Source organism: Megasphaera jansseni (assembly GCF_047974155.1).
Classification (GTDB): Bacteria; Bacillota; Negativicutes; order Veillonellales; family Megasphaeraceae; genus Megasphaera.
In genome coordinates, this window is sequence record NZ_JBHYRR010000002.1 from 61,789 (window position 1) to 84,330 (window position 22,542).

Here is a 22,542-nt window from a genome sequence, read left to right on the forward strand (position 1 = left end):
ACGGTCATCCTTTCGATGTCTTGATAATATATGCCGGATATTCGCTACGGCCCATGGACGTACTGCCTTGCTGGTGGTGCCATTCTGTTGCGGTTGAACTGTTATGCCAGACGCCGCCTTCTCCGTCGTAGGCGCCGACGTGGGCCCAATCGGAGTCATCTGCTTCCCGGTAGACGATGGTGTCGCCCTTTTCCAGCTGGCTTTCGTCATACGCAATGACGCTTAGGCCGGCACTCTGTGCGTCCTGGTAGAGCGTCCCGACGCCCATGGTCCCTTTGTCGTACTCTCCTTTGAGGAAAGGCGACCAGTATGACCCTGCTTGAGTCAATCGGTATACACAGCCGTTCGGGACATAATCGCCTTGAGCATTGTACAGGGCTTGGCATCCGGTATCGACGTTCTGGCCGACACTCGACATGTCGATATTGGTATCGGCGGCGGTCCCAGATGTCTTGTGGCTGCCGCTCGACTTGAATACCGGTGTCGCCAGGTTTTCAACTTTGATCGTCGGCGTTTCCGGATTAGCCGGCATGTATTCCAGCGTCAGGTTCATAGTATGCATGTTATGCTCGAACTTATGCGTGTCGGCCTTGATGTAAAACTTTCCTTTTAGCTGCTGTTCCTGGACAGTCACGCAAAAACCGCTGATACAGTTGATATTGCCCAGGCCGGACAGGCTTGATTCTTCTTTTATCCGCTTCAACTGCGCTTTGGCTGCGGCGACGTTATCGGTCTGCTGGTCCTTGGGGTTCTGCATCTTATAGACGGCCTGGAGTGTCCCGTAATGGGTCATGTCGTCCTCGATGCTGTAGACCTGGCAGATATTTCCGACGTCGTCCACAGATTTGACCCGGTTAATCATGTCTTCGATGCTCTGGCTGTGTTCGGTGTGCTCAATCTGTACGTCGTCTGACAAAATGTCATTCGTCGCCAGCGTTCCTTTCTGCACGACTTCCACCTTATCCAGTTTGCAGTATACGGCAAATTCGCCACCGCCGCCGGTCGTCTCTTCGTTTGTCTGACTGGTTGTGGTATCGCCGTCGCCCGTGTCTTGCGGGATGGTCTGGGAATTGCTTCGGACGAGTTCTTTGTATCGTTCGGCCGCTGGTCCGGCGCCATTGTAGGCCCGGACGCCTTCCCATACATCTCCGTTTTGTTCGTCTATTTTGCGCTTGAGGATGTACATGCCAGCTTGGGCGTTCTGCTTGTAGCTTGTCCGCCATTTCGGATACAGGGAGTCGACGCCATAGTCGGCGGCGGTTCCTTCCGTTATCTGCATCAGACCGCCGTTCTGTCGGTCCATATAGATATTGTTGATGTCGTCGCCGCCCGTTTCCCGTGCCGCCATGCCCAGGGCGATATGCGGGTCGATGCCGTTTTGACGCGCTGCGTCGATGATGGCCACGCAAAACTTGTTGCCTTCATAGGCTCCGTGTGTTCCGGTGCCGGTCGTCGTTTTCGACAGCGTCTTTTTCCGCGACTCTCCTTTGAGCATCTGGAAGACTTCTGTACAGCTCTTGCCGTCAGCGATAAAAGATACTTTGGCATCCATCTTCGGGATGTCGTCGGCGACAGGGATGCCGATTTCGGCGCATGTCTGTTTGATGACGTCTGTGATGGCGACGTCGCTGAATTTTAGATAGACCTGCGACTTGGCTAAAAAGATCATGTCATCGTAAGCGACATAATCAAAGGTATAGTCGTTCGTGTTGCGCTTGACGTAGAAGATCCGGCCGCTGAAAATCTGCTGGCCGTCATAGTAGGCATAAATGAAGCCGCCCAGCTTGAGTAGTACCGCCTGGAAGGTACTGTCGTTGGCGGCCGTATTGTAGGCAATTTTAAAAGTAATCTTGCGGGCGGCGCTGTCCAGGTCCCCGCTCCATTCGACACTAGGTATGTAGTTCGTAATGTCCAGCATAGAGACGGGGTCTGCTACGCTCTTGCCGTTCTTTTTGTCCTCTTCGGCGGCTTTCTTTTCCGCTTCTGTCTGTGGCGGGTCGGAATAAAATACTTGCAGTCCCACGTTATCACCTCCGCTGCATTACCATTTTGTCAGCCACTTGCCATCTTTATAGCGGACGCCGGCTTTGAGGACGTGCATGACCGTCCCGCCTTTTATGGGTCCGCCTTTTAGCAGTGCCTTGGCCATCTTGACGCGCCGTATGCTCTGCCTGGCAATCCCTACAGTCCGCCGGACGGCTTTGGCTGCCATATCGATACGGTCCATCTGTTTCGGCATGGCCGTCACTTGTTTTTCAAACTGTTCTACCGACGTCCTTGGGTACAGGCCGCTGGCATAGGTCTTACTACTGAACTTGCTATAATCGCTGGTAATGATACCCGTACCGTTTGCCGTGTCCGCCTGTAGCTGTGTAGCCGGCGGAAAATCCCGATACTCTTTCAAGGACAGGGAAAAGTACACGTCGCCGGTTCCGTCCTTTTCACCGTACGTAAAATCTTCAATACTGCATTTCATGCTGACGTCCGTCCCGGATACGGTCAGGCTGCACGGCTCCGCTTCGTCCTGGAAGCCTTTAATCGTCGACACATAGCCGTATGGGTCTTGCGACGGATACGACACTTCCCAGCCGTATGCCTCGGCCGGGAAAAAGGAAGAAATCTCCAGGGTCCGCAAGCCGGCTTTCCCCAGCATGTTCATTTCGCCCAGGGCGTTGATAGTCAGTATCGAGTTGTTGCGTGGGTTCTTTATCGCATAGCTCGACGGGTTGACCGGGAACGTGACGCTGTCGAAGCCACAAGACAGGGTAAACAGGATTTCTTCGCCGCCGAATCCATCGCCGCCGAAAACCGTGGCCAGCGAATCTAAATAGTTTAAAAAATCTGCCATTAAATCGCCCCCACGTTTTGATTGATAGCCCGTGTTTCGAGCTCGAATAAGATTTGTTCCGCCAGCTTCCGTGCGGTCATCCTGATATCCTGGTTACTGCCCATGTTGGCCGTACCAATGTTGATTGTGATTTTGGCACCGCCAGTGCCGCTTCCTGCGCGGCCCATGTTGTACGCCTGGTTGATGCTCTGATCGTGCGGGATGACGCGTGTACCACTTGGCAGGTCAACGATTTCGCCGCCGTACCGGTCATTGATGACGGCCGGGCCGCCGGTCCAGTCTGTCGTGCCAGTGTACAAATGGGAAATATTAAACCCAATGTGTTTCCCACCGACGCCAGGGACCCAGTCCGGAATATCGACGTTGATAGAATTGATGCCATCAATGACAGCATTGATGGCTGATTTCACGCCATCGATGATGCCACTGGCTATGCTCTGGATACTGCCAAATATACTGCTAAACGACGATACAATGGCATTCCAGGAGGCATCCCAGGCGCTGGAAAATGTCCCACTAATATAATCGATGATGCTGCTGACCGTCTGGATAAGGCTATCAATGGCTCCAGCTATCCCGTTGTACGCCCATATAAATGTTTCTACGACGCCCTGCCAAATGTTTCTGACAATCGGCCCGAATGTCTCCCAGTTTGCGATGACATACGCGGCGATAGTTCCTATAGCCATAAAAGCAATGCCAGCAGGACCCATGGCCGCTAAAACAAAGCGGAATCCGCTGGCTACGCTGATAATACCTGCCCGCAAAATCGGTAAAGCCTTAGCTACACCGAGCACTGCATACTGCAAAGCTTTATTACGTATCGTATGCCCAGCTAAAACACGGCCTATCTGGCCGTATGTCGTGATGACAGAGCCAGCAACACCTAACACCTTAGACGTCGCAAAAGTCATGGCGGTAAAGGCTACAACTGCTTCGCCAATGTGGATAACTACCTGTTTCGCCTCTGGCGACATATTGGTAAATGCGTCAGCTACGGTTTTGAGCGCCGCCGCTGCACTGCGTATACTCGGTGCCAATGCCGACCCGAAAGAGATGCCCAGAGCCTCCAGAGAGCTTTTCAGAGCATCGACGGACCCTTTTAAGGTATCCTGCATTTTCAAGTACGCTTCGTGGGAACTGCCGGCGCTATTTGTAATTGCGTCAGACATTTGCTTATATGCTTCCGGGCTGGTCCTAATCAATGCCAGCAAGCCGCTGTAAGCGTCTTCGCCAGCTATGGCTTTGGCAATCGCCACTTGCTGAGTGTCGCTCAATCCTGCCATCTTACTGCGCAGTAAGTCGACGGCTCCAGTCAACCCGATAAAGCTGCCGTCTCTTTTTTGTAGGTCAGACATGGATATACCCAGTTGGTTAAACGCGTCGGCGGTTGCCTTGGGCGGGTCCGCCAGTCGTGATAATGTCGCTCGTAACGATGTCCCGATAGTCGATGCCTCGATGCCGTTATTGCTCATGATGCCCATAGCTGTGCCCAGTTCTTCGATGTTGATGCCCAGGGCCGCGGCCGGGGCGCCGGCATACTGCATAGCCAGCCCAAAGTCTGCCATGCCTAATTTAGAGGCATTGGCAGCGGCCTGGACGACGTCGGCTACGTGGGTCGTACTGGCGGCGATGTCGCCGTTTTTCATGTTCCAGATAGACAGGGCTGACGTGACGACGTCGGATGTCGTCGCCATGTCTTCGCCCGATGCGATAGATGCTTCGATGATGCCCGGCATGGCCCCGATGGTCTGTTCTGCATCAAAGCCGCCTGCTGCCAGACGGTCCATGCCTTCGGCGACCTCGCGGGCCGTCGTCGGGAATTTGGCCCCCATCTGGGCCGCGGCGTCTTTCATCTTCTGCATCTCTTCGGACGTGGCCCCGGCTTTAACGCCAGCCCCGGTGATGACAGAATCGAAGTCCATGAAGGTCTTGACGCCAATCGCCCCGGCCCCGGCGATGCCGGCGGCCAATGGCATCATACTGCTGGCCAGGTTGCCGACGCCCTTGCCGATACTGTTCAGGTTCCGCCCCATGCTCTGGTTGGCTTTAGACGTCTGTTCCATTTCGCTACGTATTCTTCGTAGCCCATCGGTCACGTTATCGGTCAATCTCATAACGACGTCAATAATTTCTGCCACGGTCAGCGCCCTCCCTTCGTCTTGTCTTCAATTTCTTTCTTCATCCGTTTTTCTTCTTCGATTTCTTTGAGCATGAAGGCCCGCAAAACGATGCGTTCCCCTGGCCCTGCTGCATAGTAGTCTGACGGACGCAGGTTATGCCTGACGTAATGCCAGAACATTTCCTGCACCTCTCCGTCAGAGCTGATTAGTTTTTTACAGCGTCAACCTGCTCTTCCGTCTTTTTGCTGTCAAAGCCGCACAGCTCGCTGACGATATTGGCAATGTCCTGGATTTCGCCGGCGTTGAAAAGCGTGTCGAACAGGTCTTTTCTCGTAGCTGCCCCGTAGTGTTTCAGTACGTCGCGGTTGTCAAAATCTTTGTTTGCAATGCCGTCGCAGAGCAGGCCCATGGTCAACTTGTACTGGTCGACCGATGTTTTCCCGCCTTCAATTTTCATGCTATCGTCCTGTATTTCGCGTACCCGTTTATTCGGAATCTGTCGAAGATCTAAAACAAAGGGCTCGCCCAGGATAGCCGACAGCCGCTTCACTTCATACGACTTATGCTCTTTCTTGGTTATTTTTCCGGCATCTGCTGCCAGTAATGCATCTGCTAAATTCATTGTTTCTCTCCTTATTCACTCGCCGAATCGAGGATGTCAAAGTCAGTGAAGGTAAAATCGTAGCTGTCTTCGGTCAGCTTCTGGGCTTCCCAGTCCATCAACGTCAGCTTGTCGAACGTTGCGTCATAGATGACGACCCGTTCGTCGCCGATAGCATCCGGGTCGGACAATTTCCCGATAATCGTGCATACGGTCTGATGCCCTTCTTTGATGTTGTCGCTCATTTTGTCGATAAAAAACGACGATACGTGATTCATTTTGAGCGATCCTTTACCTTCCCAGCCCGTGACCTTATACTGCTTACTGCGCTTCTTGACCTGTTTGACTTCCTGCTTATTGAGGTTAACTTCGGCCTTGAACTGCTCTACCTGGGCCATTTGGGTGCCGTCAATCCACAGTTCGCCTTCGGTGCCGGACATAACCTGTTGTGCTTTCATCGAATCCATTGCGCGTCACCTCCTAAATATTGATGGGGAAATCGAAATCTTCCATAGCGTCGAGGATCTTAATGTTAGCCGTCAAGAACACTTTCTTTTTCGTGTCCAGCTTCTTGATGGTCAGATCATCCATGTCGGCCAGCTGTTCTTTGGTGTATAAGCCGTGCTGGAGCTGGTAGTTCTTGACCGCTTCCACGTCGATGTCTACGTTCGAGTAGCCTTTTTCCAGCAGCCGGCCGTCTTCCAATTCTTTGAAATAGCCGTAGATGGCCGTAATCAGAATCTGCTTGTTGTCGTAATCGTTTGTATATTTGCCAATGTACGAGTCTTCCGTGGTCTTGCGCAGGTCGTCATAGATGGCGTCCATAATGTCCACGCTCTTGATAGTCTGATAGGCTTCCTGTTTGCCCTGGGTTGTCGTGACAAGGCTGTTCATGGCGCGGGACATCTTGAACTTTTCGCCGTCGTACCATACGAAGAGTTCGCCTTTGTTGACTTTTTCATCGTTTTCATCGAGCGTGTATTTGTCGCAGTCGATGACTTCCGACAGCGGCGCATAAGTGGCCGAAATGGTCAGCGGCGTACCGGCAATCAGCCCGGCAATACGCGGGATGTACTGAGCGCCGGTATAGGTCTTGCTGGCCGTGACGATGGTCGTATTGGAGAAATTGATGATGCCTTCATAGTCCCCGGCATAGCCTGGCAGGATGACTTTCGAGCGCTTATGTTTGTTGTCGCGGTTGGTCTTCATCCATGTTGCGACGCTTTCGCACTGGGCCGTCGTAATGGTCGGAATAGCCAGATAGTCCCAGCGGTCCGTAGCCAGTCCTTTCAGGGCGTTGGCAAACTTATCCTCTTTGGAGTCTGCCGTTTCGTCCTGTGCCATGAGATAGACTTTGACCCGGTACGGCGCTTTGACATAGCCGATGAGGGTCTTGGTGATATAGTCTTTATTTTCTTCGGTCAATTCGCTCGGGATGTCGTCGGTCGTATAGACGGTAAAGGGGTTCTTGATGGCCTTGACCGTCGTTGTCGTTTCCCCGCTCGTGACTTCATGGTCTTTCAGCAAGTTGGTGATCGTTGCTTGCGGTTCTTCCAGCAGCAGGGCTACAATGCCGCGCTGGCTTCGGTTAATCGCTTCGATGCCCGCTTCGATGAATGAGATGTTAATCGAGGGCATACCTAATTTTGCCATTGCTTATCCTCCTGTTTCTTCTTTAGTGATGGTGTCCGGGAATTTATTTTCTTTGCTGTCGATGACGTTCATGTTGACCTCTTCCATCATGTCACCGCTGCCCTGGTTGATGTTGGTCCGTTCGATGTACGGGATGACGATCGTCATAGCCAAGATGTCGTCTTCTTCGCCGACGCGGTCGTCTTCGATGGACTCGATTTTCAGGAAGCGGTCACTGGTCTGTATGCCGACAGGGAAAAGCATCTGTACCCGGTCCACTACGTCCATGTAGGTGATTTCGTTCTTTTCTGCGTCTTTAGGGTAATACACCAGGCGTACGGTCAATTCTTTCTGCATCCAGCTCATCGTCTTCGGCGTCATGACCGACGTGGCGGCAATAAAAAAACAAGGTTTCCGGAAGTCTTCGCGGACTTCGTCGGCGTAAACCTTGCATTTAAATTCTGCCGTCAGCATGGCGATGATATGTTTCAGCACGTCGGCCTGGCGGACAATCTCAGCCAAAATGATCACGCACCTTTTTGTAGAACGTCTTGGACATGCTTTCTTTTACCTTGGGCCAGTTGCTTTGTACGGCCTTTTCGGTAAATCCGACGTGTTTATTAAGGGATGCTTTCCATTCTGGCTTTGGCTGCCCGTGCGGATCTTTCGGATTCTGTACGCCTCTTTCTACTAGGTGGTAGTGCGGGGCGGCGTTCCTTATATCCGCTTCCGGTGCCCGGCCATAGCGGTCTTTCATTTTGATTTTCCAGCTTTTCGCCAGTTTTTTCCTGTGATTCGTACGCCCAATCGGCGTGGCTGCTTTTAATTCCCGCACCATTTTGCGCGCCCCTTTTTGCAGGGCATCGCTGGCGTCGGCCGGGTATTCCTTGGCAAACTGGTCTAACTTGGCGTTAAATTCGTCAATCGTCACCGGATTCACCTGCTTTCTTGAGGTTGCACATGAGTTCAAGTTTGATGTGAGCTTCGTATGGATCTACGACAGAGGTTATTTTATACGTTTTCTTTCCGTCCTGGACCAGCATGTTTTCATCAATTCCTGGCCTATAGCGGATGGTTATTTTCGTAATCAATTCGACCTTGTCGCGCATCTGTTCATAGTACGTCTTTCCCCGTGCCGGTTCTATCCTGGCCCATATGGGATGACCAATGGCGTCTTTCAGCTCTTGGTGCGTTAATCCATACTCGTCTTCGGTCTCTACGTACTGTAAGAGGCGGATGCGACGATTGAGCAGGCCGATTTCGTCCATGTTTATCATGTCGCCACATCCTCCTTACTCGGGTACGCCTGCGCCAGGGCAATATGCTTGATGATAGCGTTCAGGCTGTTTGGCAGGTCGTTGACGTTGGTCTTAGTCGTAAAGGGCGTGCGGTTTTCGTACCACAGCAAAACCAGCTGACAAACGGCCATCCGCATCAAGGCGCTTTCATCGTTGTAGGCTTTTCCCGTCGTCTGTTCGAGGTACGAGACGGCGGCTTCCCCGAGCGATGTAATCAACACATCGTCCTCGGTAATATCTGCATCAATGCGCAGATATTCTTTCAAATCTGTCAGCTCTACCATCTCGCGTCACCTCCTACGCGGCGGACCCGGTCAGTTTGACAAGGGATGCGCTCAGAATCGGCTTGCCGTCGCAGACCATGATGCTCTTGCGGACAATGTCGTCGGTGTCGTTGTCTTCATATACTTTCATGCCTACCTCGAAGTTCGTGTTAAGCGTGTAGTCGCTGAAATCGTAGAGCATGGCAAATACGTCCGTCGTCTTGAGTGTGCTGGCGTATGCCGGCAGATAGTTTGTGAGTACGACGCGGCGGCCGAGCAAGGTCCGTTCCGGTGTGCCGCCCATGCCATAGTTGACGCGGGCAATCGGCTGGCCGTTGGTGTCCGTCATGCCGACAAATTCCATAAACGTCTTTTTGCTCATGACCCAGACGGCGCCGTTTTCGTATTCCATGGGCAAAGCCGCTTCTGCGCTAACAAGCGTCTTGTAGTCGATGGCTTTGACGGCGATGCTTTCGCCTTTCGTCGTATCTTTCAGGATGCCCGTCGGCTGTCCCTTGCCTGTGCCGGTCAAGATGGCCTGTTCGATGGCTTTGGCCATGGCTTCGGAGATAGATGCTACCAGGCGCGTTTCAAAGGCCGACAGTGCCATGTTGTCGACTTCCAGGGATACGCTGACGGCACAACGGAGTTTAAAATGACCGAAGGTGATAGACGCATCGAGGTTTTCTTTCTGCTTGTCACTGCCAGCGCCTTCGGCTACCCAGCTGGCTACCGGTTTGACCGATGCAACAGGGATGTTCATGCCTGTTTTATAGGCCGTGCGGGTTACAAGCGGCAAAATCATGCCATAGGCTTCGATTTTTTCGACGATCTTATTGAGTGTGACCGGCGGTACGACAGCACCGATGTCTTCGGTCGTCGTATTAGCATCGCTGCGGAACTCGGCCGGAATGGCTTCGTTCCGGGTTACATAGCGCATAAACGCGTTGCGATATTCAACAGAATCATACATATTTTCGGCGCGTTTTGCCGGTGCCTGCGGGGCGTCGATGACGGTTGCTGTCGTTTCTCCCGTATTGATGTTATTTGCCATATCCTGGCGGCGTTCCAGCTCTGTTTCTTCTTCGTTCAAGGCTCGCAATTCCTTTTCCAGTGCGTCAAGGTCAATATTCTGCTGCGTATCGTCCTGGAGCATCTGTCTGATTTCGGCTTTTCTCTTGCGGATTTCTGCTAATCTGTTCATGTTTTTCCTCCTATAATGTGAGCAATTCCAGGCGGTGACGGCGTTCCCTTAACTTCGCCTCCCGCTCTTCAAAATAATTTTTTTCCCTGGCCATGATGGATGTATCATCATAGGCCGGGAAATTGACAACGGAGACGTCATACAGATTCCCGATGCCTGTTATGGTGCGCAAGTGCGTATTTTCTTCGTTGTCTTCTTCGATGGTCTGGCTGGTAATGTCAAACGCAAAACTCATTTTGTCCAGGTCGCCCCGCTTGATGAGCGTGTAAATATCCCGGCCGATTGTCGTATCGGCGATTTCAGCCCGTATTTTTAGCCCCTTGGCATCGGTTTCCATGGTCAATGTCTTATTTTTTGCACTTGCCAGGACTAATGCCATGTCGCCGTGATTGTAATTAAAAATGGTGTCGTCCATCTTCGTTTCCGCGAAGGCATTGGGGTCAATCTGTTCCATATAGGTTATGCCCGACCAGCTCGATTTCCATAGTACCGTAGGGCTGTTGAAGACGGCTGCATAACCTTCGACGATCATTCTGCCGTCGTCGGCCGCATCATCATTTGGCAGTGCCGCCCTTATCGTCATGATTCGTTTTACTCGTTCCTGCATCGTCGTCACCTCCTTCCGTATCGTCGTCATTATCATCACTGCTACTGTCGCCGTTTTTCCCGGTCTGGTACAAACTTTGATCGTCAGCATTGACGTAATTCAAGCTAACCTGCCGCTTGTCGCCGCCTTCTACGCCGGCATAACCGAACATTTCACGGACTTCGTTGATTGTAATGCAGCCGATAGGCGTCAAGGCCTGGCAGACCTTGATTTTAGATGCGACACTCATATAACTGAGCCGGTTCGTTTCCATGATGACCTCGTTGCCCCATCCCTGTTCCCGCTCAGTAAAGAGCTTGTCCGTCAGCTCCTGGGACAGCTTCACGGCGACCGGTTCAAGCACCGACTCGTAGAAGGCAATGTATTCGTCTTCCTTGTAATTGCCTTTGACGATGTTCGCATTCAGCCCGTAGTGCTCATAGATGGTTTCTTTCGTGTATTGCATCTGGTTGGCATCAAACGTCGTAACAGTCGTGTTGATCTGCTGGAAATCGGCTTTTTTATCGAGTGACCCGATACCGCTGCCATTTTTACCCGAAGCGTACGTTTCTACAAAGCGCTGCCAGGCCGCCTTTTCGTCTTCCGGCCGCAATACCTGCGCCCACTTGATGATGCCTCGCAAGGCGCCGAAGTTTTTCACGGCGTTGATGATAGATGCCTTGCAGGCCCGAAGCGTCGTCAAGTCCTCTTTGATGACCCGGCAATTATCGTCGCCGAAAAAGTCGTCCCGGTTGTAGTGCCGGCGGACATGCACGATGTCGGTATACGGCACGGTCGTCCGCTTCCCGCCGCCGAAGGTAAACCGGCAAAAGATGTCACTGCCCTTCTGTAGCAGTTCCACCATGGAGAAATCCAACGGCCATAACGCAATAACGCCCCCATTTGCATCGCGCTGGATATAAATGAAGGCGTTGTTGTAGCTGTAATACTGAGCAATGAATTTCTCCAGGAACTCACTGCTGGTCATGAACTCATTGGGCTTGGTACTCAGCAGGTAATTAAGCTTGTCTTGTACCGTCTCTACGATTTTCCCGTCACTCCGGCGGATATGCCGTATCCGCATCTTGCCGAAGTGCCTGGCGATGGTGTCGATGCAGTCCCGGACGGTCGAGTCGTCGTAGGCATTGCCGTCCCACGGCGTATACACGTTGTTGTAGCTGTTGAGCAGTTTCAACAGTCCGGCGCCGGCATAACTTTTTTCGGATCCGAAAATTTTCTGGAATATACTGCGTAATTGCATCGTCTCACCTCCTATCGCAGGTTGTCGTATTCTTCCCGGTTGCGCTCATAGACGACATAGGCATCCAGCAGGGACGCCATGCCGTCAATACGCTGTTTGGCGTTTTGGAGCTTACACGGCTGGATGTTGCCGTTGCGGTCCACGTCTACGGACGTGTTGGCCATGCACCATTTGAGTACCGGGTTGTTGTTGTAAATAATGTGTTTGGCATCCAATTCAGCGGCCAGGCTCTTCATCGGTCCGCTCAACGTTTTCTTCCCCTGGATGACCGCTTCCATGACCGGCTCGCCGAATATTTCTTCCATGTTCTGGACAAAATACTTGGCTGACCAGGCATCATAGCCGACTTTGTACAGATAAATGTCATGCTCTTTCTGCATCTCTTCAAACCACTGGACGATAAGCCGGTAATCAATGCTGTTCCCTGGGCTGGTACGGACAAAGCCGCGCTTTTTCCATATGTCGTAGGGGACCCGGTCTTCACGTACCCGCTTTTCCAGCAGGTCTTCCGGTATCCAGTAGCATTGATGGACATAGAAATTAACGTCGTCTCCCGGCACTTTGAATAGGACCGTCGCGCACGTCAAGTCGGTCGTCGCTGACAGGTCGACGCCGCCGATGGCATACCGCGGATGCAGGGCATCCAGGTCAAAGGTGGCCTCGTTGTTCAGCTGCTCAAACGTTAAGAACGCTTCTGTCGCTGTTTCGCGGACATTGAAGTCTTTGCAGAGCAGGTTCTTGACCAGCAGCGGATTATGCTGCGCCTGATAGACCTTATGGGCCAGCTGCTCTTTATCTTTGACGCTTCCCAGGGCCGGGTTTGCTTTTGCCCAGGCGGCCGGGTCTGTCCATTCTTCCCGCTTGTCCAGTTCATAGACCAGGGGCAGGATGGTTTCGTCGTGATACCCTTCCGGGTCGCCATAGCCTGCCACGATCCGGGCACATTCATCGTATTTCAAGTCGAAAATGTTGTCCCGGACGGTGCCGGCTGTCGTTGTAATGATGCATACCGGCTGTTCTCTGGCTGTCATGCCGTCGATGAGGACGTCATAGATGTTCTTGTCCTTGATGGCGTGTAGTTCGTCGATAAGGGCGCCATGAACATTCAGGCCGTCCAGCTTGTCACTGTCAGACCCCAGCGGTTCAAACACGCCATCATTGAACATACAACGGATACTTCCCACCAGGCATTTGATGTGTTTGTTGAGTGCCGGCGATTTCTTTATCATCCGCCGCACTTCGGTCCAGATGATTTTTGCCTGGTCTCTTTTTGTAGCGGCACTATAGATTTCCGGCCCCGCTTCACCGTCGGCGACCAGCAGGTACAAGGCCATGCCGGCGGCCCAGGTGGATTTGCCATTCTTACGGGCTACGATAAGAACCATCTGCCGGTATTCCCGCAATCCGGTCCGCTTATCGACGAAGCCGAAGAGAGCCGCCGTCGCCGCCTTCTGCCACAGCTCCAGGACTAAGGGCTTTCCGCCCCATTTGCCTTTGCTGTGTTTGCAAAAGGTCTGGATGAAATCAATGGCAAAGTTGGCTTTGTCGTCGTCATATACATACGCGCTGTCCGGGTCGTGCATCTTGGCCACCAGGTGCTTGTAAGTCCGTCGAATCTTTTCCGATGTAACGACCGTACCGCTTTCGATGGCGCCGTAGTAGCTTTCGATGTAGTTCATTTACGCGTCCGCGATTTCAGGAAGGCCAGCATTTCGTCTTCTGCGCCTTTCTGTTCGCTTTCTGGCAAGCAACTAAGAAGAGTTCGGATGACGGCATTGTAATTTTTGACCATCGTGCTATAGGCCCTGGACTCGGTCGACTCTTTCTTCCCGGTCTGGTTTTCTCCGTTTTGATAGGTCTCTACAAAGCCTGCTTCATCAAGCTGACGTGCCAGGTCGACGATGTACAATTCCATCTTGGCCGCCTGGATCAGCGACGGTTCGATGACTTTCATTTTGTCCGAATCGACGGCAGAAAAAATCTCTTTCAATTCTTTAATTCGCCGATTCAGTATCGTTTTCGGTTGAAGTTTTGCCATGTCATCCCTCCTCTCCTCTTTTTGCTAAATCTTCTTACGCGTATATATGGACTACACCCCCCTCGGGCGCGAGGCTTGTATTAAAGAAAAGCCCGCCCCCGGCGTCATCCAGCTTTAAGTGGCGGCTTAAAGGTGGGGGGTGTCAAAGCTTCCTTACTTAAAATATAAAAGGTTTCCGTCGGCATCGAACTGACATCGTCGTCCTGCGTGGTGCTTGCTGTGCAACTGGTTGTGACACTCAATGCATAAGAACTGTAGGTTGTCCCACCCGTAGGCGATGCGTGGGTCGTTGATGTTGTCCGGCGTCAACGGTATCTTATGGTGTACAATCCACCGCTGCCGTTTTCCGTCATGCCGGACAAACTTGTTGTGGCATCGCTCACAGATATAGAGCTTCGATGCTGCGTATGCCTTGGCACACGTGCGCCATCGCTGTGAGTTGTAAAAAGCCTTGGCAAAGTCACGGGCCATGACGTCGACTTCCTTTCTCTTTTTGTGTTTCAGGCATCCCCTGTTTTTCCGAGGCACCCCCTGTTTTTTCCAGGTACCCCCGTTTTCTCCGGCCCCTCCTTTTCCGGCATAGTAAAAGAGCGCCCTTTGCAGGACGCTCTTTCCTTGTGTGCTTTACCTTTGAGGCATGAGAAGGTGAAATCACCCGAATTGTCAAGTGTGTGGGATGTGGGACCGCCGCTTCCTATCTGGGCCCCATCATCCCCTCTTTGACTGATTACAGTATATCACGTCAAGGTGTATTATTTTGTAACATGTTGATAAGTGACAAGAAATTCGTGATATTTTTTGTCGAAGTGATTGAGTGCGACAGCTTTCAAGTATCCCCGGACGTATACATCGGCATAGTTCATTTGCCGGGCCAGCTCTCCCCATGTCATGCCTTGGACATAGTAGCCGTTTAGCAGCGCCCGGTCTTTGCCGTCGTCCAGGCCGTCAATCTGGTTGATAATCCGCATCATGAAATTGCGCATATCCCTGACCCGGTCTTCCTGCTTGTCCAGTTCGTTTTTGAATTTTTGCAGGCTCTTCGGGTCCCAGTAGTTCCCCTGACTGGACCGGCCCATACTCCCCGCCATGACTGACGTTATCCGGTCCGATGGCCCGCCGAATATTTCCCGCCCCATCGTCCGGATCAGACGCTCTTTCTGTTCCACTTCCGCCCGCATCACTGCATACTGCTTCAAATACTCTTCTGCTGTCACATCACTTCACCCTTTCTATGCTGGTTTATCTTGTTGATCTGTTTTTCTCACATCTTCAAATTTCAGTTCCATTTGTGCCCGGTCGCCGTCAATATATTTGTTGGCTTCATCGTCCAGCACGTCTAATCGCTCCTGGATTTCTTCGGGCATGACGATGATTCCGTCTTCGTCTATGGCGTTCTCGTTGTACATCTCATACGGTTTATGCGGCGTGTTAAAATTTGCCGGCGACGCCGAATATTGCAACGTCCGCTGTCCCGAGATGACGGCGCCTTTGATGCCGTCATCGCTGTAGCTGAATGATACGCCTTTGACAAGAATATCGTCCAGCCATGTCTTGGGATATTCCAGCAAGGTCAATACATCCTGGCGCAAATTTACCAGGGCGTTATAAAATTCTGGCCGTGCCGGGTCTGAACATTTCATGTGATATTCGTCCCATGTTGATAGCCCTTCGGGCCTAACTTCCCAGTCAATGGATATTTTCCCCTGCTTGTCGACTTTAATCTTTCGTACCCGTCTGTTCTGCTTCATCGTCTTCATTCCCTTCTTCGTAAATTTCCACTTCAACTCGTGGATTATGCTTGTCTACATAAAAGCGGTCCTCGAAGCCGGCCACCTCTGCCCAGCCGTCATTTTTCAGGATCTTCATTTCTTGCAGGGCATCGAGGATAAATTTCTTTGCAAAGGCAATGTTGTCTTTGTCCCGGCGCTGATTCTTTTCATACCACGAGAAAATAAACCGCCCCCGCTTGATGTGACGGCCGTTGTATTTAATCATGCCGGTCTTGCAGATTTCGTGAGCCGCCCGGCTCATCCGGCTCCCCGTGTGTGGATTGGCCCGGTTCGCTTTGACATACTCGTTGAGTCCTGGCAGCGGCCCGGGAATCACTATCTTGAGTGGATTCATGCACTCCCTTCTTTCTTCCTCATTTTGACAGTCACATGCCAACCCGTCATGTCATTATAGGTTGACATGGCTTCGATAAATTCATACTTGGGATACATAGCTTCCCAGATTTCCCGGCAGTCTGTCATCCCTGCCAGTTCGTTCAGTTTCTTGTGACTAAAGGCCCAGTCGTTTTTCTTGACAACCGGGTTCTTTAAATTCCGCGAACAGATGTAGGTATTTTCGTACTTTTCTTTGTCGCGGGCTTCTTTCAGGATGTACTTGCACAACTTCTGCATCAATTCCTGGTCGTGGATGCGCAGACGGCTGGCGTTGCTCAATCCTTTGCCCCAAATATTTTCTAATTCGTCCCGGTCCAGGCCGCCGCTGATAATCATGTGAAAATGATAATTTTCGCCCTTTCGTTCGATGGTCCCCATGTATTGCACGGGTTTCAGACCGAGTTTTTTCCGGCGGCGGTTTATCCGGCGTATGAAATTATGAAAGTCCAGTTTAGCAGCCTTCGTGTCTGCCGGCCGATGCATCAAATCATAGGTCAGCGTGAGGTAAATGTCGTTAGCTGTGAAATTCGTATGCACTTTCTGCAAAAAAGTCCGAGCCGCCCGGTTTCGATTTCGGCGTACCTGGTCAGCAGATGACAAATTGATTTTCTTGCCCCGCATCTTCCGACCTCGTTCCCGCATGTCGGCCATCTCGAACAGGTCCATTTCTACATATTCTTTTCCACAGAAATATTTCACATTGCGTACGAATCCCACATCATTCACCTCTTTCCGCTGCTTTTTTAGACAAATGGAACTAAATATAACGCCTACTACTAGCCCCTAAGAGGCCGCTGCCTCTTATTTTTTATATAATACATATATAAGGCGAAAAGAGACCTTGCCTATTTGGCTGTCTCTTCGTCGTCTTTTTTGTATGTGCAGTGCCAGCACCCCGAATATTTTTCAAAGTGCCGGCAGGTTAAGCAATGTTCCTGGCAGACATTTCCCTGGACTCTCTGACAATATATACAACTATGGAACTCTGCGCCACAGATTGTACAGTCCGTGTTGTCCTTTACCATATCAGCAACCAAATGCCTACTCCGACCAGTACCCATGTCGTAATAGATATAGCGATTAATGTTATCAATGTTTTGCGTATACTATGCATGGTATCCCTCTATTTCTTCGAGCAAATTCCAAACGTATTGCCGCTGCACTGGCTGATAATACATTTTAGACGTCAATTCACACGTCCGTTCCAGCTGCTCTTCTAATTGTTGACGATTGGTCACAATCGGTATGTTTTTCCTTCGTGCTTCCTCTACTTCGGCCCGGCATCCTGTGCTTTCCCGCCAGCCCGGTGCGACATAGACTATATCGCATCGCCGCATCAATTCGATGGCATACGCCAGGCCGTCCACATAGTCGACTTTATTATAGCCGCCGGTCCGTATCGCATGGATGGGCGACACGAAGACGACGTCTTCATAATCTAATTGCAATTTTATTGTCTCTTCATCGGCGTTGATTTCATTTCCTTTTTTCCCGCCCCACGGATGACTTACATAAACCATTAACATTTGCTTCAACTCCTTTTAATACCAACTGATTAAGATCTTATTTTGATTCCGGGCCACTTTGTATCCTTCCGCTTCCATCGTCGTGCAAATAGCCGCGTCGACATGATGGTCGCCTGTCTGCGGGATAATCGTGTATTGCCGCCCTGCTTCACAGGCCCGGTCAATGTCCCGCCGTATCCGGTTCATACTAATATCCAATGGGTTCCCTCCTCTCTTTGGTGCCTCGTAATCTGGCAGGCTGCTTATTCTTTTCAGGACTGCTTCAACGTCTTTCGGCTCTAACAACCTGCCGAATCCGTTCATAATTTCATCGTTGAGTTGTTGATCATTATCTAACAGCCAGTATCCTTCCTTCTTTTTAGTCAGAAAAACAATGTATAGCCACTGCTCTCGGCCTATACTGTCAAGTTCGCTTCTTAGCCAAAAAGTCCGCATAACGCAGGCGCCATGCCCATTAAAAAAACGGAAGTCATATATTTCCCGCTTATCCTCTGTCAGTCTGATATATTCCGGCTCAAAATCCCCGAAGTCCTCCACCATGCTTCCATCACCTCTTTAATGTGCTTATTTTCTTCAGTAATATTGCAACATCATCGGCCGTCAGCCAGCCCAGGACGTCGTCTGTAATGGGTGTTTCATACGTAACCTCCCAATCTTTTTTATGTTTTTTCAATACGGCCAACTCAAACAATCTATCCCAGCCGCCGTAGCTAAATGGGCCGCGTATGACACTGGCCCCGTAACCATTTTTGAAATGAAATTCATTGTGTTCCGTAGCCCCTTGCGTATAAGCTAATACGGGTTCAAAGTCTCCAAATTTCACGTTTTGTTCTCCTTATTGATTCCGCTTCAACGCCCGTGTCCGTGGCTGCTTCTTTGCCTTTGGTTTCTGCCCATGGCAGGTGATGCCTCTGGGCTTGCACTCCCGGTCGTCGGCACAGACAGGCGCTAAATTGCCGGACGGAGTGACAACGTATTGTATCCGCCCGGTTAATTTTTTATGGCAATAATAACAACGCTTCATTCATGCCACCTATTTTCGTTTTGCGTGTTCCAGCCGCTTGCGGATCTTTTCGACAGTCTTAGCCTGGTAGGCCATTATGTCACTGTATTTTTCCCAGTCCCGTTTCGGCTTCTTTGGCCGTGGATTCGGCTTAGTGTAAGAGATACGCACCGGACCCGGCTTGTACCATTTTTCCATCTGTCCACCTCATTTATCATCCCGTTGTTTCTGCTTCATCCTGAGATACTCACGATGTATTATTTCAAAGATTATCGTCCACATCCCTTTCATTTCCTCTGCATACTGTTTCGCTTGCCAAATTGTCGGGAAATAGTTGCGGGTGGACGTGTTGATTTTATCCAGCAAGTCGTAGCCCATCGTTTTTTCTATTGCCACCCCTAACGAATCTGCATAATAGTATTTTTCACCAGCCTTTGGCACTTTCGGCACTTGTCCTACGCCATTGGGCCGTGTCTGATCGGCTACCATACGATTACACTGCCATTCGATGGGACAGCGCATGCAATCTTCCTGCTGCTCACAGCCTTTAATAATTGTGTTCAAAGCGTTTTTCATTTCTTCATCGGTGATTCCCATATTATCTCTCCTATCGTTTCGGCGTCGAGGCTATCGGCGCCCAATAATCTACCTCGCCCATCGGGATGAGACGGGTTTCCCCGTCTACAATCCAATGATCATGGCAATATACACCGACAGCTTTAAATTCCCATTCCGTGCCGGCGTGCATCGCTACCAGCACGCGGCGCTGGGGAATCGGTAACTGCTCATTCACATCTACCCATCGCATTTACATCATCCTTTCTACAGCATTGCTTCAAAAATACTTTCAAAAATCGGCACTGGTATAGAATTACCTGCCTGTTTGTATAACGCCCTCCGTGAATTGACGGCTGCTGCCGCTTCAAAGTCAGTGTCACTGTATCCCTGGAGTCTCCAACATTCACGCTCGGTTAAATATCTATACTTCCCGTTGCCTATGGGCAGGCAGCCACTCCCTGGTGCTCTGTCTGGACGCTCCGTAATGGTATAGCAATAATTTTTGATAATCGGCAGACGGCGTACAGTCCCCGTTTTCCCGATTGCCCGCAACATACTGGGTGCTTTGACGGTATAAAAATCGTCTACTGGGCCGTTCTCCAGGTAATCAGCAATTGGGTTCATGGGCTTCCGTTTAAGCACATCAAAGTCAAAATCTTGACCGCCCAACACCGATATAGTAAATATCCGCTGTCTGGCCTGTGGTATTCCAAATTCTCTAGCATCTAACATGCTAAAGTTGCTTGTATATCCCAGTTTTTTCAGTTCAGACATATACTGCTCATGGTTATGCACCATGTATTTTGACCGCACATTTTTCACGTTTTCCCAGATAATTATCCGAGGGCGCCACAGCCCCATGTTTTTTACGATGTTCAGCGTTTCCCACATGAGTGATGACTGGGTCCCGCTCCCTGGATCTGCGCCCTTTTGATGGCCTGCAATGGAAAAATCTTGGCAAGGGCTTCCATGGATCAAGATATCTGGCTTCAAGTTCCATCCGCGAACGTCCTGCGTCCTATACGGCAACTCTTTTGCGAACATCGCATTGTATGATCTGACAGCCTTTTCATCAATTTCGACATAGTCGATTGCCTTTACTGGGATACCTAAATTACGCAATGCGACTCTTGGGCTGCCAATTCCACCAAACAACTCAAGGATTTTTAGCAATACCATCAGCCACCTTTTCAAAACAATATTCTTGTGTTACATCCGGATGCTGTTCATGGTCAACCGCACTCATGAATTTGCCCAACGGCAATACCCAGTAAGCAAAATCATGAATCCCTTGATACACAATAACTGGGTCCACGCGTTCTGAATCCTCTGCAATGCAGATAATTTTATAAATGTTCCCATTGAAGTATTGCCATTTTTCGCCTGGGTTGGGAATGTGGCGTTTGTAAAACTGTTCATCGTTCATTATTTCTATCTCCTTTTCTTCCAGCTACTAATTTCTGTCAGCTTTTCCGTGACTTCCTCTGCCGTCAGCCATCCCAGCACGTTGTTTGATACTTGGGTATCATACGTGATATCCCAGTATCCCCGACGTTTCCGGAGTACGGCCAATTCAAACAGCCCATCCCAACCGCCGTAGCTAAAAGGCCCTCGGATGACACTGGCTCCGTAGCCATTTTTAAAATAAAATTCATTGTGCTCTGTAGCTCCTTCTGTATACGCTAATGCTGCCTCAAACCGTCCAAACTTCATGCTATCGCCTCATTTTTCTTTCGAGGCTTGCCGGTTATCATGTTGATGCCCCATTTCGGTCCAAGGTCAACCCGGCCATATTGTTTTTCATACTCCTTCAGCATGTCACAGCGTACGTTGAGCTCGTAGCGGATGCAGGCCATGAACTGCCAGATGGTCACACCATAGGCCTCAGTGTCTAACATAATGTCTGCGTAGTCATAAAGGCGCTTTTCCAGCCGATGCACTTCATCCGCCCTAAAGCCATAATTGGTTTCCAGGACATACAGCATATTGATTACCGTTTCCGTCAGTACCTGATAGAGGGTATTGCGCAGCCGCTTGTTGTCAATCTTGTCTGCGCCTATGACAACCATTATTTTTTTTATGAAATTTCGGTCCATACGGCCCCGGTTATACCCGTTACGGGATACCGGTGCTTCATATGCCGCGCTATACGGTAAATCGTTCCATAGCCGGAAGATTTTCTCCACGCGGACTTTACCGAAACGAAACTCATCATGTAGGGCCATGAAAAACAGTGCCGCTACCGCTTCCGCAGACGCATCCCCAGCAATCAATGCACGTTCTTTTTCTTTTTGTCGATTGAACATCCTAATCACCGTGCCTCATGCTCATTTTCCGGGCCATATATTGCCCGTATGATAAGCCCGCCCTCCTGGCTTCTTCGATGCACTTCCCCATACGGCTTAATTCTTTCACTTCCGGAGTATAAGTTTTCGGTTTCGGCGGTCGATGACCTTTTCGGAACTGTTTTTTGATTTCTTTGGCAAATTCGGCATCTTTTGCTTTTTCTTCTTTTTCCCTTGCTTTTTCCTGCATCCGCTTGAGCTTTATGATTTTCCGCTTCTTCCGTTGCCATCGGTTGCATACGACGTTGACCATTTCACGCCGGCATGTCTGGCTGCACGTATATTTCCGTGTGCGCGGATTGTCTATCTGCTTGCCACAGACGATACAGAAATCGGGCGCCGGCTTCTCTCCTCGGTTAAAGGCCGCTTCATATTTGTCATGCTCTTGCAATATCCGTTCCCTACAAGCTGAGCACGTTTTCTTTTTTCTCCCTCGTAAGTCCAGGGTAAAGACATGACCGCAAATCATGCATTTTCTTTCCAGCTCTTCCATTTTTCCACCCCTTAAAACCACGTTTTATGAATCAGATCATAGTGCCACCACATGCCATTTTGATAGCGTACGCAATAGTAGCCGTTAGCTATAAAAATGGTTTCCGGGTTTCCGTTTCTCCATGTACCGTTTGCCAGTTGTTTATAGACGACGTCTGTCAGCAAATCTTTCACGCCGTCCGGCACCAACACCCAACCTTCTTTCCGCCTGAGCATGTTCCTCAGTGCATCCTTACTGATTGTCTTCATCCCAATCCCTCCTATCGGATAATAATTCGTTGACCTGGTTGCAGGTTATCGTCTTCCTGCAATCCGTTGTTAATTTTAATTTCATAAATGGTTTCGCGGATGTCCTGGCCGCGTGCATCGGCGACGCTGCGGGCAATGTCCCACAGCGTTTCACCGTCTTCTACGACGTGTACGTCCGCTTCATCGGCGGCCACTGTCGGCCCCTGGCCGATATTTCCGATGCCCGTGCCGGCATATACGCCGATGCCAAAGGCAAGCAAAATCGTCATGGCCAGGTGGGCCACTTTCCCTTTTTTCGACGTCCGCTTTACATCCGGTTGATGGTCATATATTTTCATCGTTTTCATACT

The 22,542-nt window shown here is 50.5% G+C and carries 33 protein-coding genes; all 33 read right to left on the reverse strand.

The features are described from left to right. Positions 1-4 precede the first annotated feature (4 nt). The 33 genes from ACE418_RS01100 to ACE418_RS01260 all read right to left on the reverse strand — a co-directional run bounded on the left by ACE418_RS01100 (position 5) and on the right by ACE418_RS01260 (position 22,539). Positions 5-2,023, reverse strand: a complete 2,019-nt coding sequence (locus ACE418_RS01100) for an XkdQ/YqbQ family protein (protein ID WP_416448756.1) — start codon at positions 2,021-2,023, stop codon at positions 5-7. An 18-nt stretch (positions 2,024-2,041) separates the two neighbouring features. Further along, on the reverse strand, positions 2,042-2,848 hold the full coding sequence (locus ACE418_RS01105) for a hypothetical protein (protein ID WP_416448757.1): 807 nt from the start codon (positions 2,846-2,848) through the stop codon (positions 2,042-2,044). After that, positions 2,848-4,989, reverse strand: a complete 2,142-nt coding sequence (locus tag ACE418_RS01110; protein ID WP_416448759.1) for a phage tail tape measure protein — start codon at positions 4,987-4,989, stop codon at positions 2,848-2,850. Before ACE418_RS01110 ends, ACE418_RS01105 begins: the two co-directional genes overlap by 1 nt. Positions 4,990-4,991: 2 nt before the next feature. Then, the gene (locus ACE418_RS01115; RefSeq protein ID WP_278948177.1) at positions 4,992-5,150 is read right to left on the reverse strand and encodes a hypothetical protein; all 159 of its coding nucleotides are present in this window, start codon (positions 5,148-5,150) and stop codon (positions 4,992-4,994) included. A 26-nt stretch (positions 5,151-5,176) separates the two neighbouring features. After that, positions 5,177-5,593, reverse strand: a complete 417-nt coding sequence (locus ACE418_RS01120; RefSeq protein ID WP_416448760.1) for a phage tail assembly chaperone — start codon at positions 5,591-5,593, stop codon at positions 5,177-5,179. 11 nt (positions 5,594-5,604) lie between these two features. Then, the gene (locus ACE418_RS01125) at positions 5,605-6,039 is read right to left on the reverse strand and encodes a phage tail tube protein (protein WP_416448762.1); all 435 of its coding nucleotides are present in this window, start codon (positions 6,037-6,039) and stop codon (positions 5,605-5,607) included. 13 nt (positions 6,040-6,052) lie between these two features. After that, a complete protein-coding gene (locus tag ACE418_RS01130) occupies positions 6,053-7,225 on the reverse strand; it encodes a phage tail sheath C-terminal domain-containing protein (protein ID WP_302349190.1) in 1,173 nt (390 codons plus the stop codon). A gap of 3 nt (positions 7,226-7,228) precedes the next feature. Beyond that, positions 7,229-7,726 carry a phage tail terminator family protein gene (locus ACE418_RS01135; RefSeq protein ID WP_416448763.1) on the reverse strand — a complete coding sequence of 166 codons (498 nt, stop codon included), beginning with the start codon at positions 7,724-7,726 and terminating at the stop codon, positions 7,229-7,231. Beyond that, complete coding sequence (locus ACE418_RS01140) at positions 7,719-8,135, reverse strand: HK97 gp10 family phage protein (protein ID WP_302349186.1); 417 nt, start codon at positions 8,133-8,135, stop codon at positions 7,719-7,721. Before ACE418_RS01140 ends, ACE418_RS01135 begins: the two co-directional genes overlap by 8 nt. Further along, positions 8,125-8,481 carry a phage head closure protein gene (locus ACE418_RS01145; protein ID WP_416448765.1) on the reverse strand — a complete coding sequence of 119 codons (357 nt, stop codon included), beginning with the start codon at positions 8,479-8,481 and terminating at the stop codon, positions 8,125-8,127. The genes ACE418_RS01140 and ACE418_RS01145 overlap by 11 nt, the downstream gene beginning before the upstream one ends. Further along, the gene (locus tag ACE418_RS01150) at positions 8,478-8,786 is read right to left on the reverse strand and encodes a head-tail connector protein (protein ID WP_416448766.1); all 309 of its coding nucleotides are present in this window, start codon (positions 8,784-8,786) and stop codon (positions 8,478-8,480) included. The genes ACE418_RS01145 and ACE418_RS01150 overlap by 4 nt, the downstream gene beginning before the upstream one ends. 13 nt (positions 8,787-8,799) lie before the next feature. Then, positions 8,800-9,969 carry a phage major capsid protein gene (locus ACE418_RS01155; RefSeq protein ID WP_416448768.1) on the reverse strand — a complete coding sequence of 390 codons (1,170 nt, stop codon included), beginning with the start codon at positions 9,967-9,969 and terminating at the stop codon, positions 8,800-8,802. A gap of 10 nt (positions 9,970-9,979) precedes the next feature. Further along, positions 9,980-10,576: an HK97 family phage prohead protease gene (locus ACE418_RS01160; RefSeq protein WP_416448769.1), complete on the reverse strand. Its 597-nt coding sequence runs from the start codon at positions 10,574-10,576 to the stop codon at positions 9,980-9,982. Beyond that, positions 10,524-11,816, reverse strand: coding sequence for a phage portal protein (locus ACE418_RS01165; protein ID WP_416448770.1), 1,293 nt, complete (start codon positions 11,814-11,816; stop codon positions 10,524-10,526). The genes ACE418_RS01160 and ACE418_RS01165 overlap by 53 nt, the downstream gene beginning before the upstream one ends. Positions 11,817-11,827: 11 nt before the next feature. Next, the gene (locus ACE418_RS01170; protein ID WP_416448771.1) at positions 11,828-13,495 is read right to left on the reverse strand and encodes a terminase large subunit; all 1,668 of its coding nucleotides are present in this window, start codon (positions 13,493-13,495) and stop codon (positions 11,828-11,830) included. Continuing rightward, complete coding sequence (locus ACE418_RS01175) at positions 13,492-13,854, reverse strand: hypothetical protein (protein ID WP_416448772.1); 363 nt, start codon at positions 13,852-13,854, stop codon at positions 13,492-13,494. Before ACE418_RS01175 ends, ACE418_RS01170 begins: the two co-directional genes overlap by 4 nt. A gap of 153 nt (positions 13,855-14,007) precedes the next feature. Then, positions 14,008-14,325 (reverse strand): HNH endonuclease signature motif containing protein, encoded by a 318-nt coding sequence (locus ACE418_RS01180; RefSeq protein WP_370836150.1) that lies wholly within the window; start codon positions 14,323-14,325, stop codon positions 14,008-14,010. Positions 14,326-14,606: 281 nt separating this feature from the next. After that, entirely contained in the window at positions 14,607-15,068 is a 462-nt protein-coding gene (locus ACE418_RS01185; RefSeq protein ID WP_416448774.1) for a hypothetical protein, read from the reverse strand. Between the two features lie 15 nt (positions 15,069-15,083). After that, entirely contained in the window at positions 15,084-15,602 is a 519-nt protein-coding gene (locus ACE418_RS01190; RefSeq protein WP_416448775.1) for a hypothetical protein, read from the reverse strand. After that, on the reverse strand, positions 15,571-15,978 hold the full coding sequence (locus tag ACE418_RS01195) for a RusA family crossover junction endodeoxyribonuclease (RefSeq protein WP_416448776.1): 408 nt from the start codon (positions 15,976-15,978) through the stop codon (positions 15,571-15,573). Before ACE418_RS01195 ends, ACE418_RS01190 begins: the two co-directional genes overlap by 32 nt. Then, the gene (locus tag ACE418_RS01200; RefSeq protein WP_416448778.1) at positions 15,975-16,736 is read right to left on the reverse strand and encodes a rolling circle replication-associated protein; all 762 of its coding nucleotides are present in this window, start codon (positions 16,734-16,736) and stop codon (positions 15,975-15,977) included. Before ACE418_RS01200 ends, ACE418_RS01195 begins: the two co-directional genes overlap by 4 nt. 389 nt (positions 16,737-17,125) lie before the next feature. Beyond that, on the reverse strand, positions 17,126-17,545 hold the full coding sequence (locus tag ACE418_RS01205) for a DUF4406 domain-containing protein (protein WP_416448779.1): 420 nt from the start codon (positions 17,543-17,545) through the stop codon (positions 17,126-17,128). 15 nt (positions 17,546-17,560) lie between these two features. Continuing rightward, a complete protein-coding gene (locus tag ACE418_RS01210; RefSeq protein WP_416448780.1) occupies positions 17,561-17,743 on the reverse strand; it encodes a hypothetical protein in 183 nt (60 codons plus the stop codon). 349 nt (positions 17,744-18,092) lie between these two features. Beyond that, on the reverse strand, positions 18,093-18,368 hold the full coding sequence (locus ACE418_RS01215) for a hypothetical protein (protein WP_416448781.1): 276 nt from the start codon (positions 18,366-18,368) through the stop codon (positions 18,093-18,095). A 210-nt stretch (positions 18,369-18,578) separates the two neighbouring features. Beyond that, on the reverse strand, positions 18,579-18,746 hold the full coding sequence (locus ACE418_RS01220) for a hypothetical protein (RefSeq protein WP_416448782.1): 168 nt from the start codon (positions 18,744-18,746) through the stop codon (positions 18,579-18,581). Between the two features lie 9 nt (positions 18,747-18,755). After that, entirely contained in the window at positions 18,756-19,145 is a 390-nt protein-coding gene (locus ACE418_RS01225; protein ID WP_416448783.1) for a hypothetical protein, read from the reverse strand. Positions 19,146-19,370: 225 nt separating this feature from the next. Continuing rightward, positions 19,371-20,285, reverse strand: a complete 915-nt coding sequence (locus ACE418_RS01230; protein WP_416448784.1) for a DNA cytosine methyltransferase — start codon at positions 20,283-20,285, stop codon at positions 19,371-19,373. After that, complete coding sequence (locus ACE418_RS01235) at positions 20,263-20,532, reverse strand: DUF1653 domain-containing protein (RefSeq protein WP_416448786.1); 270 nt, start codon at positions 20,530-20,532, stop codon at positions 20,263-20,265. The genes ACE418_RS01230 and ACE418_RS01235 overlap by 23 nt, the downstream gene beginning before the upstream one ends. Positions 20,533-20,537: 5 nt before the next feature. Beyond that, the gene (locus tag ACE418_RS01240) at positions 20,538-20,819 is read right to left on the reverse strand and encodes a hypothetical protein (protein ID WP_416448787.1); all 282 of its coding nucleotides are present in this window, start codon (positions 20,817-20,819) and stop codon (positions 20,538-20,540) included. Beyond that, complete coding sequence (locus ACE418_RS01245) at positions 20,816-21,412, reverse strand: hypothetical protein (protein WP_416448788.1); 597 nt, start codon at positions 21,410-21,412, stop codon at positions 20,816-20,818. Before ACE418_RS01245 ends, ACE418_RS01240 begins: the two co-directional genes overlap by 4 nt. A 1-nt stretch (position 21,413) precedes the next feature. Continuing rightward, a complete protein-coding gene (locus ACE418_RS01250) occupies positions 21,414-21,842 on the reverse strand; it encodes a hypothetical protein (RefSeq protein WP_416448790.1) in 429 nt (142 codons plus the stop codon). 113 nt (positions 21,843-21,955) lie between these two features. Next, positions 21,956-22,192 (reverse strand): hypothetical protein, encoded by a 237-nt coding sequence (locus tag ACE418_RS01255; RefSeq protein WP_416448791.1) that lies wholly within the window; start codon positions 22,190-22,192, stop codon positions 21,956-21,958. A gap of 11 nt (positions 22,193-22,203) precedes the next feature. Then, positions 22,204-22,539 (reverse strand): LysM peptidoglycan-binding domain-containing protein, encoded by a 336-nt coding sequence (locus ACE418_RS01260; protein ID WP_416448792.1) that lies wholly within the window; start codon positions 22,537-22,539, stop codon positions 22,204-22,206. Positions 22,540-22,542: the final 3 nt, after the last annotated feature.